15 protein-coding genes and 1 pseudogene are annotated in these 15,709 nt (G+C 70.5%); 5 read left to right on the forward strand and 11 right to left on the reverse strand.

Annotated elements, in window-relative coordinates:
• The first annotated feature begins 153 nt into the window (after positions 1 to 153).
• A complete protein-coding gene (locus tag ACIRRY_RS44890) occupies positions 154 to 1,317 on the forward strand; it encodes a YihY/virulence factor BrkB family protein (RefSeq protein ID WP_403984947.1) in 1,164 nt (387 codons plus the stop codon).
• A 123-nt stretch (positions 1,318 to 1,440) separates the two neighbouring features.
• Here ACIRRY_RS44890 and ACIRRY_RS44895 read toward each other — a convergent pair.
• Positions 1,441 to 2,315: pseudogene (locus ACIRRY_RS44895) on the reverse strand (NmrA family transcriptional regulator).
• A gap of 81 nt (positions 2,316 to 2,396) precedes the next feature.
• Here ACIRRY_RS44895 and ACIRRY_RS44900 point away from each other — a divergent pair.
• Entirely contained in the window at positions 2,397 to 3,332 is a 936-nt protein-coding gene (locus ACIRRY_RS44900; protein ID WP_403984949.1) for an AraC family transcriptional regulator, read from the forward strand.
• Between the two features lie 10 nt (positions 3,333 to 3,342).
• Positions 3,343 to 4,053 carry a helix-turn-helix domain-containing protein gene (locus ACIRRY_RS44905; RefSeq protein WP_403984951.1) on the forward strand — a complete coding sequence of 237 codons (711 nt, stop codon included), beginning with the start codon at positions 3,343 to 3,345 and terminating at the stop codon, positions 4,051 to 4,053.
• On the opposite strand, the gene ACIRRY_RS44910 is transcribed toward ACIRRY_RS44905, so the two are convergent.
• Together ACIRRY_RS44910 and ACIRRY_RS44915 are read right to left on the reverse strand one after the other, a co-directional pair.
• On the reverse strand, positions 4,050 to 4,451 hold the full coding sequence (locus tag ACIRRY_RS44910; RefSeq protein ID WP_403984953.1) for a VOC family protein: 402 nt from the start codon (positions 4,449 to 4,451) through the stop codon (positions 4,050 to 4,052). The two genes, ACIRRY_RS44905 and ACIRRY_RS44910, sit on opposite strands and share 4 nt — an antisense overlap.
• A gap of 131 nt (positions 4,452 to 4,582) precedes the next feature.
• Positions 4,583 to 5,215 (reverse strand): VOC family protein, encoded by a 633-nt coding sequence (locus tag ACIRRY_RS44915; protein ID WP_403984955.1) that lies wholly within the window; start codon positions 5,213 to 5,215, stop codon positions 4,583 to 4,585.
• A gap of 84 nt (positions 5,216 to 5,299) precedes the next feature.
• On the opposite strand from ACIRRY_RS44915, the gene ACIRRY_RS44920 reads away from it, so the two are divergent.
• Together ACIRRY_RS44920 and ACIRRY_RS44925 are read left to right on the forward strand one after the other, a co-directional pair.
• Positions 5,300 to 5,971 carry a hypothetical protein gene (locus tag ACIRRY_RS44920; RefSeq protein WP_403984957.1) on the forward strand — a complete coding sequence of 224 codons (672 nt, stop codon included), beginning with the start codon at positions 5,300 to 5,302 and terminating at the stop codon, positions 5,969 to 5,971.
• A 75-nt stretch (positions 5,972 to 6,046) separates the two neighbouring features.
• Positions 6,047 to 6,700, forward strand: a complete 654-nt coding sequence (locus tag ACIRRY_RS44925; protein ID WP_403984959.1) for a ThuA domain-containing protein — start codon at positions 6,047 to 6,049, stop codon at positions 6,698 to 6,700.
• On the opposite strand, the gene ACIRRY_RS44930 is transcribed toward ACIRRY_RS44925, so the two are convergent.
• The 8 genes from ACIRRY_RS44930 to ACIRRY_RS44965 form a co-directional block, all read right to left on the reverse strand.
• Positions 6,675 to 7,142 (reverse strand): hypothetical protein, encoded by a 468-nt coding sequence (locus tag ACIRRY_RS44930; protein WP_403984961.1) that lies wholly within the window; start codon positions 7,140 to 7,142, stop codon positions 6,675 to 6,677. The genes ACIRRY_RS44925 and ACIRRY_RS44930 overlap by 26 nt on opposite strands.
• Before the next feature lie 9 nt (positions 7,143 to 7,151).
• A complete protein-coding gene (locus tag ACIRRY_RS44935) occupies positions 7,152 to 8,198 on the reverse strand; it encodes a LacI family DNA-binding transcriptional regulator (protein ID WP_403984963.1) in 1,047 nt (348 codons plus the stop codon).
• 179 nt (positions 8,199 to 8,377) lie between these two features.
• Positions 8,378 to 9,976: a family 43 glycosylhydrolase gene (locus ACIRRY_RS44940; RefSeq protein WP_403984965.1), complete on the reverse strand. Its 1,599-nt coding sequence runs from the start codon at positions 9,974 to 9,976 to the stop codon at positions 8,378 to 8,380.
• Positions 9,973 to 10,878, reverse strand: a complete 906-nt coding sequence (locus ACIRRY_RS44945) for a carbohydrate ABC transporter permease (RefSeq protein WP_403984967.1) — start codon at positions 10,876 to 10,878, stop codon at positions 9,973 to 9,975. The genes ACIRRY_RS44940 and ACIRRY_RS44945 overlap by 4 nt, the downstream gene beginning before the upstream one ends.
• Positions 10,875 to 11,762 carry a carbohydrate ABC transporter permease gene (locus ACIRRY_RS44950; protein WP_403984969.1) on the reverse strand — a complete coding sequence of 296 codons (888 nt, stop codon included), beginning with the start codon at positions 11,760 to 11,762 and terminating at the stop codon, positions 10,875 to 10,877. The genes ACIRRY_RS44945 and ACIRRY_RS44950 overlap by 4 nt, the downstream gene beginning before the upstream one ends.
• Before the next feature lie 10 nt (positions 11,763 to 11,772).
• Entirely contained in the window at positions 11,773 to 13,104 is a 1,332-nt protein-coding gene (locus tag ACIRRY_RS44955) for an ABC transporter substrate-binding protein (RefSeq protein WP_403984971.1), read from the reverse strand.
• 178 nt (positions 13,105 to 13,282) lie between these two features.
• The gene (locus tag ACIRRY_RS44960) at positions 13,283 to 14,374 is read right to left on the reverse strand and encodes a LacI family DNA-binding transcriptional regulator (RefSeq protein WP_403984973.1); all 1,092 of its coding nucleotides are present in this window, start codon (positions 14,372 to 14,374) and stop codon (positions 13,283 to 13,285) included.
• 120 nt (positions 14,375 to 14,494) lie between these two features.
• On the reverse strand, positions 14,495 to 15,508 hold the full coding sequence (locus ACIRRY_RS44965) for a hydroxyacid dehydrogenase (RefSeq protein WP_403984975.1): 1,014 nt from the start codon (positions 15,506 to 15,508) through the stop codon (positions 14,495 to 14,497).
• Between the last annotated feature and the right edge of the window lie 201 nt (positions 15,509 to 15,709).

Genomic DNA, 15,709 nt, shown 5'->3' on the forward strand with positions numbered 1-15,709 from the left:
TAAACAACCCTTAAAATATCGAAAGCCATTTCGAATTCCCGGCCGAAAAGTTTCGGCCAGCGCGAGCATGACACCACTGCCCTGCGGGCGCCCGGTCCCGGCCGGTGACCCCGGGGGGCGAGTGCATCCCGGCGCGCCGGATACCTTTAGGGCGTGCAGTCAGCGAGTGAATCCCCCGAGCGGCCGGCCGGCCGGTTCCACCGGGCGCGTGCCCTCTACCGGAACGTCTCCAAGCGCAGGACCGCCTGGCTGCTGGTCAAGGACACCGTCAACTCCTGCATGGAGTACCGCATCCTGGGCCTCGCGGCCGAGGCCGCGTTCTTCACGCTGCTCTCCGTGCCGCCGCTCCTGCTGAGCCTCATCGGCCTGCTCGGCTACGTCGACAGCTGGACCGGCGCCGACAGCATCGCCGGCCTGGAGAACAACATCCTGGAGGCGTCCCGCACCGTCCTGTCCGACAAGGGCGTGCACGAGATCGCCCAGCCGATCCTGCACGACGTCATGAAGGGCGGCCGGCCCGACGTCATCTCCATCGGCTTCCTGTTCGCCCTGTGGTCGGGCTCCCGCGCGGTCAACGTCTTCATCGACACGATCACCGTCATGTACGGCCTCGACGGCGTACGCGGCCTCGTCAAGACCCGGATCGTGTCCTTCGCCCTGTTCGTCGCGGCCCTGCTGATCGGCTCGGTCGCGCTGCCCCTGATGGTCGCCGGGCCGGACGCCGTGGTGAAGGTGGTGCCGTGGTCGGAGACGGTCGTACAGGTCCTGTACTGGCCGGTTGTCATCGTCCTGTCCGTCGTCTTCCTCACGACGCTGTACCACGTGTCCGTCCCCGTCCGCTCCCCGTGGATCGAGGACGTGCCCGGCGCGCTGGTCGCCCTCGCCATGTGGGTGCTCGGCAGCTACCTGCTGCGCATCTACCTCACCAGCACGGTCGAGGGCCCCACCATCTACGGCTCCCTCGCCGCGCCCGTCGCCGTCCTGCTGTGGATCGGCGTGTCCGCGTTCGCCGTGCTCGTCGGCGCCGCCGTCAACGCGGCCATCGACCGCGTCTGGCCGGCCGCCGCGACCGCCGCCGCCCGCGCCGCCAACGAGCGCCGGCAGGAGGTCCAGGTCGCCGAGTACGTCGCCAGGATGGCCGCGGTCCGCTCCCGGGACGGCGAGGACGACGACGACCCCGACGACTCCTACATGCCCTCCGAGTTCCCGGAACGCTGGTCCCGCTTCCTCCCTCCGGAGGACGTCACATCGAGGCTCCGCACGCACGCGAAGAGCACCCACAAGGGACCCGGGAACTCTCAGTCACCGGAGAAGTGAAGCCCCCCTGAAAGGGGCGCGGGGAACTGCGCGACCAGCCACAACGGACCCGCGGGCTACACACGGACCTTCCAGCGGGGCAGCCACGACGAACCCGCGGCCAACGAACCGGCCCGCAGAGCTCTACGCACCGCCCTTCCAAACCCCCGCCCCCGCAGCCTCCCGCGCAAACTCCCCGAAGTCGCGAGGCTCACGGCCCAGCACATCCTGCACCCCCTCGGAGAGATACGCGTTGCGCCCGTCGAGCAACGACTCGAACAACTCCACCAGGAACTCCACCTCCTCCGCCGGCACCCCGAACCCCGCGAGAACCTCCCCGTACTGACGCGCCGACACCGCCCGGTACGTCAGCTCACGCCCCGTCACCGCCGCGATCTCCGCGACCGCCTCCCCGAACGTCAGCAACCGAGGCCCGGACACCGTGATCGCCTGCCCCACATACCGGTCCCCACCCGTCAGCGCCGCCACGACGACATCCGCGATGTCCCGCACATCCACTGGGGGCACCTCCCATGCCCTTAAGGCTATGGGGGAGGTTCCCGCACCGAACCCCCGGGGAACACCAGTTCCCCACTCTCCCGCAGCCCCTCCACCAGCGGCCCCTCGCTGAAGTTCTGCGCGAACCACGCCGCCCGTACGATCGTCCAGTCCGCCCCCGACCCCCGCAGCGCCTCCTCCGTGGGCCGCGCCCGCTCCTCACCCCGCGACGACAGCAGCACCAGCCGTCGCACACCGAGCCCGACCGCCTCCTGTGCCAGCAGCCCCACCGCGCGGCCCGCGTCCGGCGCCCCGACGTCCGAGGGGTACACGAGATACGCCGCGTCGGCGCTCCGCAACGTGTCCGCCCACGTCGACCGGTCCGCCCAGTCGAAGCCCCGCGCCCGCGAGGCCTCCCGTACGGCCAGCCCCGCGGCGCGCGCCGACTCCGCCACCCGGCGCCCGGTACGACCCGAAGCGCCCGTCACCACAACCGTCATGTTCCGCGCATTCTGTGTCATGCCGTCCAGTCAACCGCCGTCCGCGAGCACGGACCATCGCTGAACGGCTCATTCCCATAAGCCCGCGTCTACGCTGGCCGCATGGACGCCCTTGCAGGCCTTCTCGAGGGTCCACGCGCGCGTGGCGCCTTCATGATCCGCGCGTGCTTCGACCCGCCCTGGGCGGTACGCGTCGAGGACCGCGCCCCGCTGACGGTCATGCTCATGGTCCGCGGCGACGCCCTGATCACCCCGGAGACGGGGGAGCCCGTACGGCTGCGGGCGGGCGACCTCGCCATAGCGCGCGGCCCGGACCCGTACACCTGCGGCGACGCCCCGGACACCACCCCACAGGCCGTGATCCTGCCCGGCGGCGAGTGCCACTACCCCGACGGCACCCCCCTCAAGGGCTCCATGGACCTCGGCGTCCGCACCTGGGGCGACCGCCTCGACGGCGCCACGGTCATGCTCATCGGCACCTACCTCATGCGCGGCGAGATCAACGGCCGCCTCCTGGACGCCCTCCCACCGCTGCTCTCCCTCCCCTCCGAGGTCTGGGAGTGCCCGCTCACCCCGCTCCTCATGGAGGAGATCGTCCGCGACGAACCCGCCCAGGAGGTCGTCCTGGACCGCCTCCTGGACCTCCTGGTCATCGCCGCGCTCAGGGCCTGGTTCTCCCGCCCTGAGGCGGCGGCCCCGGCCTGGTACCGCGCCCTGGCGGACCCGGTGGTCGGCAGGGTCCTGCGCCTCCTCCAGGACGACCCCGCCCACCCCTGGACGGTCGCCTCCCTCGCCGCCAAGGCGGGCGTCTCCCGCGCCGCCCTGGCCCGCCGCTTCACCGACCTGGTGGGCGAACCCCCGATGTCGTACCTCACGGCCTGGCGCCTCGCCCTCACCGCGGACCGCCTCCGCGACTCCGAGGACACCATCGGCGCGATCGCCAGACAGGTCGGCTACGGCAGCGCGTTCGCCCTGTCCAGCGCCTTCAAGCGGGTCTACGGCGTGAGCCCGCAGGAGCACCGGACGCGGTCGGCGTAGCCTTTCGCCTGTGTACGTGGAGCGGGCGTCCCGGCTGCCGGGCGCGGTCGTGTGGAGCCGGACCATCGAGGACCCGATCACCGCCCGGGTCCACCCCGTCCTGCCCGACGGCTGCATGGACCTCTTGTGGAACGAGGGCCGGCTGTTGGTCGCGGGCCCCGACACCCGCGCGTACGTCCCCGGGAGCGAACCCGCGCACTGGGCCGGCATCCGCTTCGCCCCCGGCACCGCGCCCACCTACCTGGGCGTCCCCGCCCACGAACTCCGCGACCGCCGGGTCGACCTCACCGACCTCTGGCCCGCCGCGACGGTACGACGCCTGCGCTCCCGCGTCGACACGGCCCCCGACCCGGTGACCGCACTGGAGGAACTGGCCCTGCGCCGAGCCGCCGAGACACCCGCGCCCGATCCTTTGCTACGACACCTCGTGGCGGCCCTCGACACCGGCCGCCCCGTCGCCGCCACCGCCGACGAACTCGGCCTCGGCGCCCGCCAGTTGCACCGGCGCTCGCTCACTGCGTTCGGCTACGGCCCCAAGACCCTCGCCCGGGTGCTGCGCCTCCAGCGGGCCCTCGCGCTGGCCCGCGCCGGAGTCCCGTTCGCGCAGACGGCGGCCCGGTCCGGATATGCGGACCAGGCCCATCTCGCCCGGGACGTCAAGGAGTTGACGGGGATGCCACTGGGGGAGCTGCTCGCCCGTGCCGACCAGGACCTGCCCTAGGCAGTGCCCAGCGGGGCGAAGAGGTCCACACCGTTGCCGTCGGGATCGTGCACGACGGCGTACCGCTGCCCCCAGAAGGCGTCCCACGGCTTGAGCTCCCCGTGGTGCCCGGCACCGGTCAACTCCTCGTACACCCGGTCGACTTCGGCGGGATCGTCACAGAGCAGTGCGAGCGCGGCCCGACCGCTGCCTCCGGTGGGCGCCTGCCAACTCGCGTGGAATGAACGGACAGTGTCCTCCGTGTCCAACAACAGCCGCAGGCCGCCCGGCAGTTGGGCCTCGGCGTGCGGCTGGCTCTCGGCCCCCTCGGGAAACCCGAACCCGAGCCGGCGGTAGAAGGCGACAGAGGCGGCCATGTCGGAGACGACCAGGCCGATAGCGTCGAATCGTGGAGTCATGGGGCCACGGTAGGCGGGGACCGGGCGGTGGGTCTTGAAGGAATCGGACACCGCGGTCGTGTCGGAGTGGCTGGTCAGTCGAGGTCGTGTCGAAACGGCCGCTCGGCCGACGTCGTGTCGCGGCGGGCCTCTCAGCCGAAGGTCACCGCTCCCCGTGGCGTGTTCACCGTGAAGGACAGACCCACCGGGCCCTCGGCCAGCGCCAGTTCCGCCCCCACCGCGGACAGCAGTGGGCGGATCTCGTCCGGCACCGGAGCCGTCGCGGTCAGCTCCAGCAGGGGTGCGACGGGCAGGCCCGAGGTGGTCGGGTGGGGTGAGGAGCTCCAGTCGATGAGGAACGGCACCAGGCCGGAGGGATGCGCCGTGGCCCCGTCGGTGAGCCGCCACTCCAGCAGCGTGCCGTCGGGCCGGCGGCGGCTCATCGCCCGCACGGGACCGGGGTCGTACCCCCGCGCACGCGCCGCCGCGACCGCCGCGTCCAGGTCGGGCGGGGAGATTGCCCAGGTCACCGTCCGGGCGGTGGCCAGTCCCTCGATGCCGAAGGGGCGGGGACCCGACGGCGCGGGCTGCTCCGGGTCCGGACCGATGATCTCCAGGTAACGCGAACCGCCCAGAGAGACAAGGTAGTTGCGGGTACCGAGCCCGACATGGGCACCGCCCGCGACCGGCGCGATACCGGTGCGCTCGGTGAAGTCGGCGACCGTCGCCGCCAGTTCGGGCGTCGCGAGGACGAGATGGTCGAGGCGTACGGGAATGGCATTCATCCCCACCTAGGCTACGCGGTGGGGCCGCACCACAGGAGGGAAAAGTCCCTCAACTGTGGAACAGCTGTACGGCAGGATGGGCGCATGATCCGTACCGCGCGCGTCCTGCCGCTGTTGCTGCTGCCCCTGCTGCTCGCCGGCTGCGGTACGGAGAAGGCGGGCGTCGACACCGAGAGGGCGGGCGCCGGCACCGAGCAGGCGGGCGCAGGCACCGCGGACCCGAAGGCCTCCGCATCCCCCGCCGATCCGGCCGAACTCGCCTCCCGCGCCAAGGCGTTGGGCCTCGATCCCGACCTGGTCCACGTCATCGACCCGCCCGGATTCACTCTCGCCCAGCAGTCGGTCGGCGCGTCGGACGTCGGTCTCTCCATCGCCTACACGTCGCTGAAGAGCGGTGCCGTGATCAACCTGCGCGTGGAGCCGGGCACGATGACCGACGCGAACTGCGCGACCCAGGCGGCCTTCACCGAGCACATGACCTGCGTACGCGACGGGACCGCCTGGTACCGCACCGGCGGAGGACAGATCGAGTACGTACTGGCGGAGAAGGGCCACCTCGTGCACGTCGGCGCCGAACAGGGCAAGGTGAGCCGCGCACTTCTGCACAAGGCCGTCCGATCGGTCCGCCGCCCGTACGAGAGCGAACTCGCCGTCGTCCTCCCGCCCGCCCGCGCGGTCACCTCACCCGTGGAACGCGGCGACCTGCCGACGAACGGGGACGGTGCACCCGACAACAGCGTGGGGAAGGGCGGTTGAGCGCACGGCGTGCAGCAGGCGTCGCCGTGCGGATACGTGATCGAACCCACGCGGACGCCAACTAGGCTTCTCCGTATGGCCGCCGCACCCCGCCTCCTCGTCTTCACCCGCACCACCGCCTACCGCCACGACTCCATCCCGGCCGCGGTGACCGCCGTACGCACCCTCGGCCCCTTCGCGGTGGACGCCACCGAGGACCCGGCAGCCTTCGAACGCGCCCTGGACGACTACGCGGCCGTCGTCTTCCTCTCCACCAGCGGCGAGGTCCTGACCCCGACGGGCCGTCAACTCCTCGCCGCCTACGTCGAGTCGGGCGGCGGCTTCGTCGGCATCCACGCCGCGGCCTGCACCGAGTACGACTGGCCGTACTACGGCGACCTCCTCGGAGCCCGCTTCGACCGGCACCCCGCCTACCAGCCCGGCCGCGCGGTCATCGAGGACCGCGCGCACCCGTCCACCCAACACCTGCCAGCCGTATGGCAGTTCACGGACGAGTGGTACGACTTCCGCACCAGCCCGCGGAGTTCGACACACGTCCTCGTCTCGGCCGACGAATCCTCCTACGCGGGCGGCCGGATGGGCGACGACCACCCCCTGGCGTGGTGCCATGGGAAGGGCGAGGGGCGGGTCTTCTACACGGCCCTGGGCCACGCCTCGGAGGCGTACGAGGACCCGGGCTTCCGCGCCCACCTGCTCGGCGGCATCAACTGGGCGGCGGGGCTGAGCTAGTGGCCGCCGGGCGCCACCGGAACCAGTGGTCGACCCCGTCGAGCCGGTAGCGGTCGTCCCCGTCGTCGAACCGCATCTCGCCCATGAGCCGTCGAGCACGCTCCGGAGCCTGACGGTGCGGTGCGAGGAGCAGTTCCAGTTCGTCGTAGCGGGCGTCGATCCCTCCATTGCCGGGATGCTCGTCGCCCCGGGCATCGGAGACCTGGTACCTGACGAAGATCGCCCACTGCTCGCGCTCCATCGCCACCGCCGCCTCGCTCGCGGGCCACACGGCGTACTCGTAGGCCTCGTCCCGGGCGTCGTACTCCCAGCCCTCGTAGTAGTGCGGGACGCCATGGACGAGCGATAGTCCCTTTCGCGGCCCGTCGTACCACTCCAAGTCCACATACGTGGGCTCGAAGCCGTCCGCGATCAACTGCTGCTTCTCCCACGACATGGCCATATCGGCAGGCTACCGGCCGCCCGGCGCACCCGTGCTGGCCCGCTCCACCAACCGCGTCGACAACTCCGTCCGCGTCCCCTCCGGACGGTCACCCGCCATCAGCCGCAGCAGCAGCCGAAGCGCCGTGGCCGCCATCTCCGACAGTGGCTGCCGGATCGTGGTCAGCGCCGGAGTCACCCAGCGGGACTCGGGAAGGTCGTCGAAGCCGACCACACTCATGTCGCCCGGGATGCTCAACTCCCGTTCCGCCAGCGCCTCGTAGACACCGAGCGCCATCCGGTCGGAGCAGACGAAGACCGCCGTCGGCGGTGCGGGCAGATCGAGGAGTTCGCGCATCCGGGTGCGGGCCATGGCCTGGTCGAAACCGCCGTGGCGGATGTACTCGGGGCGCACGCGCACCCCGGCGGAGGCGAGCGCGGAGCGGTAGCCGGCGACCCGCGCGCTGCTGCACATCTTGTGCCGGTGTTCGGCGATCACGGCGATGCGTTCGTGGCCCAGGGACAGCAGATGTTCGGTCGCGGTCACCCCGCCCTGCCAGTTGGCCGCGCCGACCGACACCACGCCCGGCGGCGGTTCGTGCACGGGGTCGATCATCACGAACGGGATGCGGTGCTGGTCGAGCCAGGAGTACTGGGACGGCGTCAACTCGGCCAGATTGAACAGGACTCCGGACGATCCGCGACCAACGAGCTTGTCCAGCCAGCCCCGTTCGGGCCGGTCGGCCCGCGTCCGGGTCAGCCCCGCCGAGACCACCACCTCGAGCCCGGCCTCGTACGCCGCCTCCTCCACGCCGTGCAGCACCGCCCCCGACCAGGAACTCTCCAACGAGTGCACCACCAGGTCGACAAGGCCCGGCGTCTTGTTCGCGTCGAACCTGGGCCTGCGCACATACCCGAGCCGCTCCAGCGCCTCCGTCACCCGCCGCCGGGTCTCCGGCGCCACGTCCTCCCGGCCGTTGACCACCTTGGACGCCGTCGGCACGGACACCCCCGCCTCCCGTGCCACGACCGCCAGCGTCGGCCCCGCCGTGACGCTCGCGCTCCCCGTACGGACCATCGGGTACCGCCTCTCCAGCCCGCCCGAGGGCCAACGAAAGTTTCGACCAGCGCTGCCTCCCCGGCCCGGCCGGCAGCCGTCCAGAAAGCGCTTCCTACGATAGGTGCGCGTCAACACGGCGGGAAGACCAGGGAATTCACCTGATGGCACCGACCCGTGCTCTCGAAACCCCGAACAGGTCAGCCGGGCACGCAGTCGAGGCGAAAGCGGGTGAAGTCGGCGGTGAACGCGCCGTCGACCAGATCCCAGGCATGGATCCCCGCCATCGCACCGGTGAATCGCAGCCGCGACCCGTAGTCGTCGGACAACCGACTGAAGTCCAGCACCGGCCCGACCCGTGTCCGCACCCCCTCCCGCAGACACCAGAACCGGGCGTCCGCCCCCTCGACCGTCACCCCCAACGTCACCGGGGCGCCGAACTCCACCGCGACGACGGCCACTTGACGGGTACCGCCCTCGTCCCGCTCCACCAGACTCAGCACCGTACGCCCACCATCACCCCGCCACTGCTGCCCCCGCTGCCCCTCACCCTCGGGCTCCGCCCAGGTCAGATGCAGGCTCAGATACGCCTCGGCGCCGTACCAGAGCACCAGGCCCGCCGCCTGCGTGAACGTCAACGGACGTGCCTCTACAGTGACTTCGGCCTCCGCGTGATGCTCCGTGATCCGCTGGGCGAGCAGACTGTGCGCCCACCGCGACTCCGGGCCGTGCCGCCCGCGCAGCCGGATCCAGCCGGGACGGACGGCGGGGTCGGCCCAGGACGGGTCCGGGTACCCGCGCGGACTGCTCCACGGCCACCCCAACGGCCCCGCGGAGTAGGGGACTTGCGCCACCGGGGACACGGGTTGCGTCGCTACGGCGACCTCCTCCGCCGGGTGCCAACCCCCGCCCCGCAGCCTCGGCCAGCCGTCCGCGTCCCAGGTCACCGCCTGGATCGCGGTCTCCCGGCCCAAGGTGCAGCGGAGCCCGTCGGGAGTGGGGACCGGTCGCGCCGCCAGATGGCTCAACACCCAGTCGCCGCTGGGCAGTTCGAGCAGCTCGCCGTGTCCCGCCTTCTGTAACGGCACCGACGGATCGTCCCGGGACGTCAGCAGGGGGCGATCGTCGAGCTCGTACGGACCGGTGACTGTGCGGCTGCGCGCCACCAGCACCCCGTGCTCGTACCCCGTGCCGCCCTCCGCGAGCAGCAGGTAGTACCAGCCGCCCCGGCGCACCAACTTCGGTCCCTCCACGAGCCGTTCGTGCTGGAGCAGCAGATGGGTCGTGCCGGTCGGGGCGAGCGTGTCGCGGTCCAGTTCGGTCGCGACGATGCCCGCGAAGCGCCGGCCGCCGGGGCGGCAGTCGTTCTGGAGGTTGAGCAGCCACAGCCGCCCCTCGTCGTGGAACAGCGCCGGGTCGAAACCGTGGCTCGCGACCCGCCGCGGCGCGGTCCACTTCCCGTCGATGTCCGTGGCCGTGGTGACGTAGGTATCGGCGTCGAAGTACGGGGTGCCGACCGAGCGGACGATCGAGTACGTCATCCAGAACCGCTCGCCGTCCCAGCTCAGGGAGGGCGCCCAGATGCCGCCCGAGTCCGAGACGCCCGCCAGGGAGTCACCGGGGACCGCGCCCCGGACATGCCCCGCGTACTCCCAGTGCGCGAGGTCGCGCGAGCGGTGGATCGGGATCGTGGGGAACCACTCGAAGGAACTGGTCGCCACGTAGTACCGGTCGCCGACCCCGACCATCGACGGGTCGGGGGCGAATCCACGGACAACTGGGTTGTGCAGCAAGGTCACTTGAGGGCTCCCAGCGTGACGCCGGTGCGCCAGTACCGCCGCATCGCCACCATCATCACGGCCATCGGGGCGATCGACAGCAGTGCGCCGGTCAGGACCAGGCTGGTGAGGTCGACGCCCGACTCCAGGCGTTTGCCGGACCAGTTGTAGAGACCGATGTTGAGGGTCCAGTTCTCCTCGCCGCGCAGGACGGTGAGGGGGAGGAAGAAGGCGTTCCAGGTGTTCACGAACGCGAGCAGGAACACCGTGGCGCCGCCGGTCGTCATCATCCGCAGCACGATGCTGAAGAAGATGCGGAGTTCGCCGGCGCCGTCCAGGCGGGCGGCTTCGAGGAGTTCGAAGGGGATGGTGGCCTCGGTGTAGACCTTGGCGAGGTAGACGCTGAACGGGTTGATCAGGCAGGGGATGAGCATCGCCCACGGGGTGTCGACCAGGCCGATCTTCGAGAACATCAGGTACAGCGGGAGCGTCAGCAGCGCGATCGGGATCAGGAACGAGCCCACCACACACGCGAACACCGCGCTGCGGCCCGGGAATTCGAAGCGGGCGAGGCCGTAGCCGGTGGCGAGCGCGATGAGGGTGCCGCCGAGGGAGCCGACGCCCGCGTAGAGGAACGAGTTGGCGGTCCAGCGCAGGAAGATGCCGTTCTCGTAGGTGAAGACCTGGCGCACGTTGGCCCACAGGTGCATGCCGGAGAACCACAGGCCGTTGCTCTGGTAGAGGCCGGTGCGGTTCTTGGTCGCGGCGACGATCAGCCACCACACCGGGAACAGGCTGTACGCGCTGGCCAGGACCAGGCCGACGAGCAGGAAACGCTGGCCGCCGCGTGAACGGGCCGCAGGGTCGGGCTTGTTGAGACGCCGGACCTGATGAGCGGTGCGGCGGTCCTCGGTGAGGGTCATGCGTTGGCCTCCTTCGCGGTGAGCCGGTAGAAGAGGAAGGAGGCCAGGCCCAGGATGAGGGCCAGCAGGACCGAAAGGGCCGCAGCGTAGTGGTAGTTGCCCGCGTTGAACGCCTGGTTGTAGATGATCATGATGGGGGTGAAGTTGTCGTTCACGGTCTGCGGGGTGACGTTCCTGAACAGGGCCGGTTCGTTGAAGATCTGCAGCATCTGGATGATGGAGAGCATCCCGGTGAGTACCAACGCGCCGCGCACGTAGGGGATTTTGATGCTGCGGGCGACCTGGAGTTCGGAGGCGCCGTCGAGGCGGGCGGCCTCGAAGAGGTCGCGGGGGACGCCCTGGAGTGCGGCGTAGATGATGACCATGTTGTAGCCGATGCCGTGCCAGGTCAGCAGGTTGCCGATGGACGGCCACACCATCGACGGCGCGAAGAAGTTCCAGGACAGCCCGAACACCTTGCCCAGCGGGGTCAGCGGGCCGACGTCCGGGCTGTACAGGTTGATCCACACGATCGCCGCGACCACGCCGGGGATCATGTAGGGCACAAGGAGCAGGATCCGGAAACGGCCCGCGGCCTTCGAGGACAGGGCGTCCAGGAAGAGTGCCAGGAGCAGGCTGACGAGCAGCATCACCGGGATCTGCACGCACGCGAACAGCACGACGCGCAGCACCGAGTTCATGAACGCCGAGTCGGTCAGGCCCTGTTGGTAGTTGTCGAGGCCGGAGAACTTCTCCGTGGAGCCGCCGAGGCCGAGCCCGGACTGGTGCTCCACGAACAGCGACTCGTAGACGGCGTACCCGATCGGGATCAGGTAGAGGAACACGAAACCGAGCTGGAAGGGCACCGTGAACGCGGCACCCTTCCAGCGCTGGGAGCGGATCATCGGCGCTGCCTCAGCCCTTGACGCTGATACCGCGGGACTTCAGGTCCTTGACCGTCCATTCCTGCATGTGCGCCAGCAGATCGGTGACCTTCTCCTGCTGGCTGACCACCTTCGCCCAGCCCGTCTGGAGTTCGGTGAACATCGCGGTCCAGTCCGGGCCGAACACCCAGTCCGAGGTCACGGTGTTCAGGCTGTCGGTGACGACCTTCTTCGCGGGCTCGTAGTTCGTGCCGAGCAGCTTGTCGGAGATGGCCTCGGCGACATACGCGTCGCTGTCCGCGAGGGCCGGCAGCACACCGTTGCCGGTGGTCGGGCTCGCCATCGTCTTCACCGCGCCGGTGTCCGTCGACAGCCACAACGCGGCCTCGGCGGCCTGCTGTTGGTGCGCGCACTGCTTCGTCACCAGGGTGACGCCGCCGCTCTGGTTGGTCCCGGCGGGCGTCTTGGCGGCCTCGCCCGCGAAGGCCGGCCAGGGCGACAGCGCCCATTGCCCGTCGGACTTGGTGAAGTTCTGCACCATGCCCGCCATCTGCCAGGTGGAGATCTGCCGGGTCGCGGTGCCGCCGTCGTCGTAGTTGCGCTGGACGGCCGCGTAGTCGGCGAAGGAGAGCTTGGAGTCGAGGTCGCTGTCGATGATCTCCTGGATCACGCGGGCCGCCTTGAGGCTGCCCGCGTCCTGGAAGTCCACCTTCCAGGAGTTGCCGTCGATCGCGTACCAGTGGGCGCCCGCCTGCATCGCGAGGACTTCCAGCGTGCTGGGGTCCTCACCGGCGTAGTTGGTGATCTTGATGCCGTGCTTCTTGAGCACCTTGCCCGCGGCGATGAACTCGTCCCAGGTCGTGGGCGCCTTCAGGCCGTACTTCTGGAAGACGTCCGTGCGGTAGATCGTGAACGCGGGGGCCGAACTGGTCGGCACGCCATAGGACTTGCCCTGCACCTGGGCACTGGCCCAGGCGCCCGCGTTGAACTTGCCCTTGTCGGCGGACACGTACTTCGAGATGTCGGCGAGCGCGCCCTGCGAGACCCAGGTGGTCACGTACTCCGCCGTGTTCTGCACCAGGCAGGGCGCGTTGCCGGCCTTGACCGCGTTGGTCAGCTGCTTCTGCATCGTCAACTGGTCGGTGACCTTGGTGTACTTGAGCTTGATGTCCTGGTGAGCGGCGTTGAACGCCTTCACGACCGCGTCCTGCCCGTTGGCCCAGCCCCAGAAGGGGAGGGTGACCGGACCGGAGGACGTCTTGTCTCCCGAGCCGGATCCGCCGCAGGCGGAGAGCAGACCTGTCAGGGCGAGGCCCGCGACGGCTGCGCGAGCGAACCTTCTCCGGGGGCTGGTGAAGTTCATCAGACCGTGTTCCTTCGGAAGAGAAGAGGTAGAAACCGGTTGCTGCGAAGGTAGGCACCGGGGCCTGCCGGGAGCAAGAGGCGTGCAGCGACTTGTTTCGACAGCCCAGCACATACCCCATCTGGTCAGGGGTTTTGGAGGGAAACCGGTTACGTAACGCCGGGCTTCCTGTTGGCTCCTAGCCGCGCGGAACGGGCGGACGAACCGAATTCCGTACGACGACATGTGTGCCCAGCACCAGATGGTCGCCGTCGCCGCCCCGGCGCCGGCCCGTGCCGCCGCCCTCGCGCCGGTCCGCCACCGCGCGCAGCGCGACCCGGCCCATCTCCTCGTACGGGACGTGCACGGTGGTGAGCTGAGGGGTGAGCTGGGAGGCCAGCGGGATGTCGTCGTAGCCGACGATCGACACGTCCTCGGGCACCCGGAGGCCCGCCGCGCGCAGCGCCTGCATGGCGCCCGCGGCGACCACGTCGGTCCCCGCGAGGACGGCGGTGAAGTCCAGCCCCTCCTTCAGGGTGTCCTCCACCGCCTCGTACCCGTGCTCGTAGTCGTACGGACCGCGCCGCACCATCCCCGGGTCGAACGGTACGCCGTATGCCTCGAAGGCCCGTTGCGCACCCTTCAACCGGCCCTGGGCCGTGGTGAGTTCGGCGTGTCCGGGCAGGACCAGGACCCGGCGGTGGCCGGCCGAGAGGAGATGGCTGGCCATGGCGTAGGCGCCGCCCTCGTTGTCGTAGTCGACCGTCGTCGCCGGGACGTCGCCCTCCAGCGGCGGGCGGCCGACCAGCACGAGGTGGGAGCCCGCCGCGTCGAGGGAGCGGGCGAAGCGGGCCATCCGTACCTGGTACTCGTCGACGTCGTACGCGCCGCCCAGCAACACCACGGCGGCGACGCCCTGTTGGCGCATGAGGTTGACCAGCGCGAGCTCGCGCTCCGGGTCGTCGCCGGTCGTGCCGACCAGGGAGAGCCAGCCGCGCAGCGTGGCCGCGCCCTCAACTCCCTTGGCCACATGGGCGAATGCCGCGCCGGTGATGTTGTTGATGAGGATCGCCACCGTGGGCGTGCCGCCGCCCGCCAGGGAACGGGCGTGCGCGTTGGTGACGTAGTCCAGGTCACCGACCACCTTCAGCACCCGGCGGCGCAGCTCCTCCGACACCGGGTAGTTGCCGGACAGCACCCGCGAGACGCTCGCCACGGAGACCCCGGAGCGCTCCGCCACATCCCGGATCGTCGCCCGGCCGACGTCGCCCGACGCCTTGCGCTGACTCACCGTAGCGACTCCTTCACCATGACCGCGTTCCCGACCGGCGCCCCGGGGTCTGCTCCCGCGCCGGTCCGGGAACCGTATCCCACGGTTGTTCCCGGTGTGTCGGCCTGTGGACGGCCGTGATCAGGCGACACGGGCCAGGTCCGCGTGCCGTACCTCGTGGACCGGTGGCAGGCCCGCGGCCAGGCGTTCCAGCTCGTCCACGACGATGCCGCCGAGCCGCGCCAGCTCGTTGCCGAGGGAGCCCGCGATGTGCGGGGTGAGGAAGACGTTCGGCAGGTGGTACAGCGGGGAGGCGGCGGGCAGCGGCTCGGGGTCGGTGACGTCGAGGATCGCGGTCAGCCGGCCGGCGAGCAGCTCGTCGGTGAGGGCCTCGTGGTCGATCAGGGCACCCCGCGAGGTGTTGATCAGGACGCCGCCGTCCCGGATGAGGGCGAGCCGCCCGCGGTCCAGCATGCGCTGGGTCTCGGGGATGTCCGGGGCGTGCAGACTGACGATGTCGCTGCCGCTCAACAGGTGCTCCAGCGGCAGGAGTTCGGCACCGAGCACGGCGGCCTCGGTGACGCTGACGTAGGGGTCGTGCAGCAGCACCTCGAAGTCGTAGGGCCGCAGCAGTTCCAGCAGTCGGCGGCCCACGCGGGAGGCGCCGATGACGCCGATCCGGCGGCCGAGGTTGCCGATCGGCGCGGTCTCGGCGGGCGTCGGGTACGCGTGCGTGCGCCGGAAGTGTTCCCGCTGCGCGAAGGTGTCCTTCCCGGCGAGCAGGATCATCGCGAGGGTGTACTCGGCGACCGGCAGCGCGTTGCCGGTGACCGCGCTGGACACGGTCACCCCGCGCTCCCACAGCGCCTCGCCGACCAGCGAACGGACCGAGCCCGCCGCGTGCAGCACGGCGCGCACCCGGGGTGCCGCCGCCAGCGCGTCGGCGTCGAGGTGCGGACACCCCCACCCGGTGATCAGTACCTCTGCCTGGGCGAGGGCTCCGGCCGCCCCGGGCGCGGCGAAGTCCTGGACGACGAGCCCCGGGTCGATCTCGGCGGTCTGCCGGAGCCGTGCCATCAGGGGCGGGGGGAAGAGCAGGGGCAGGTGCACCGGATCCATGGCGAACACGGCCCTCGGCGGCTGGGCGCTGGGCATGACCCTCCAGTACGGAATGGGAAACGTTTTCTGAAAGCGTCTTCTACCGTAGATCTGCCGGGGAGCGGGGGTCAATCGGTGTGAGCGGGCGCAGCTCACGGAAACCTGGCGTGACCCGTCCAGCGGAGTTCGTCCGCCGGAATAGCGGGGTGCGATGTGATGCTCTGATGAGCGTGGTTCACGAGCGTGGTGAGGAGCTGG

Source organism: Streptomyces sp. NPDC101776 (genome assembly GCF_044766845.1).
Taxonomy (GTDB): Bacteria; Actinomycetota; Actinomycetes; order Streptomycetales; family Streptomycetaceae; genus Streptomyces.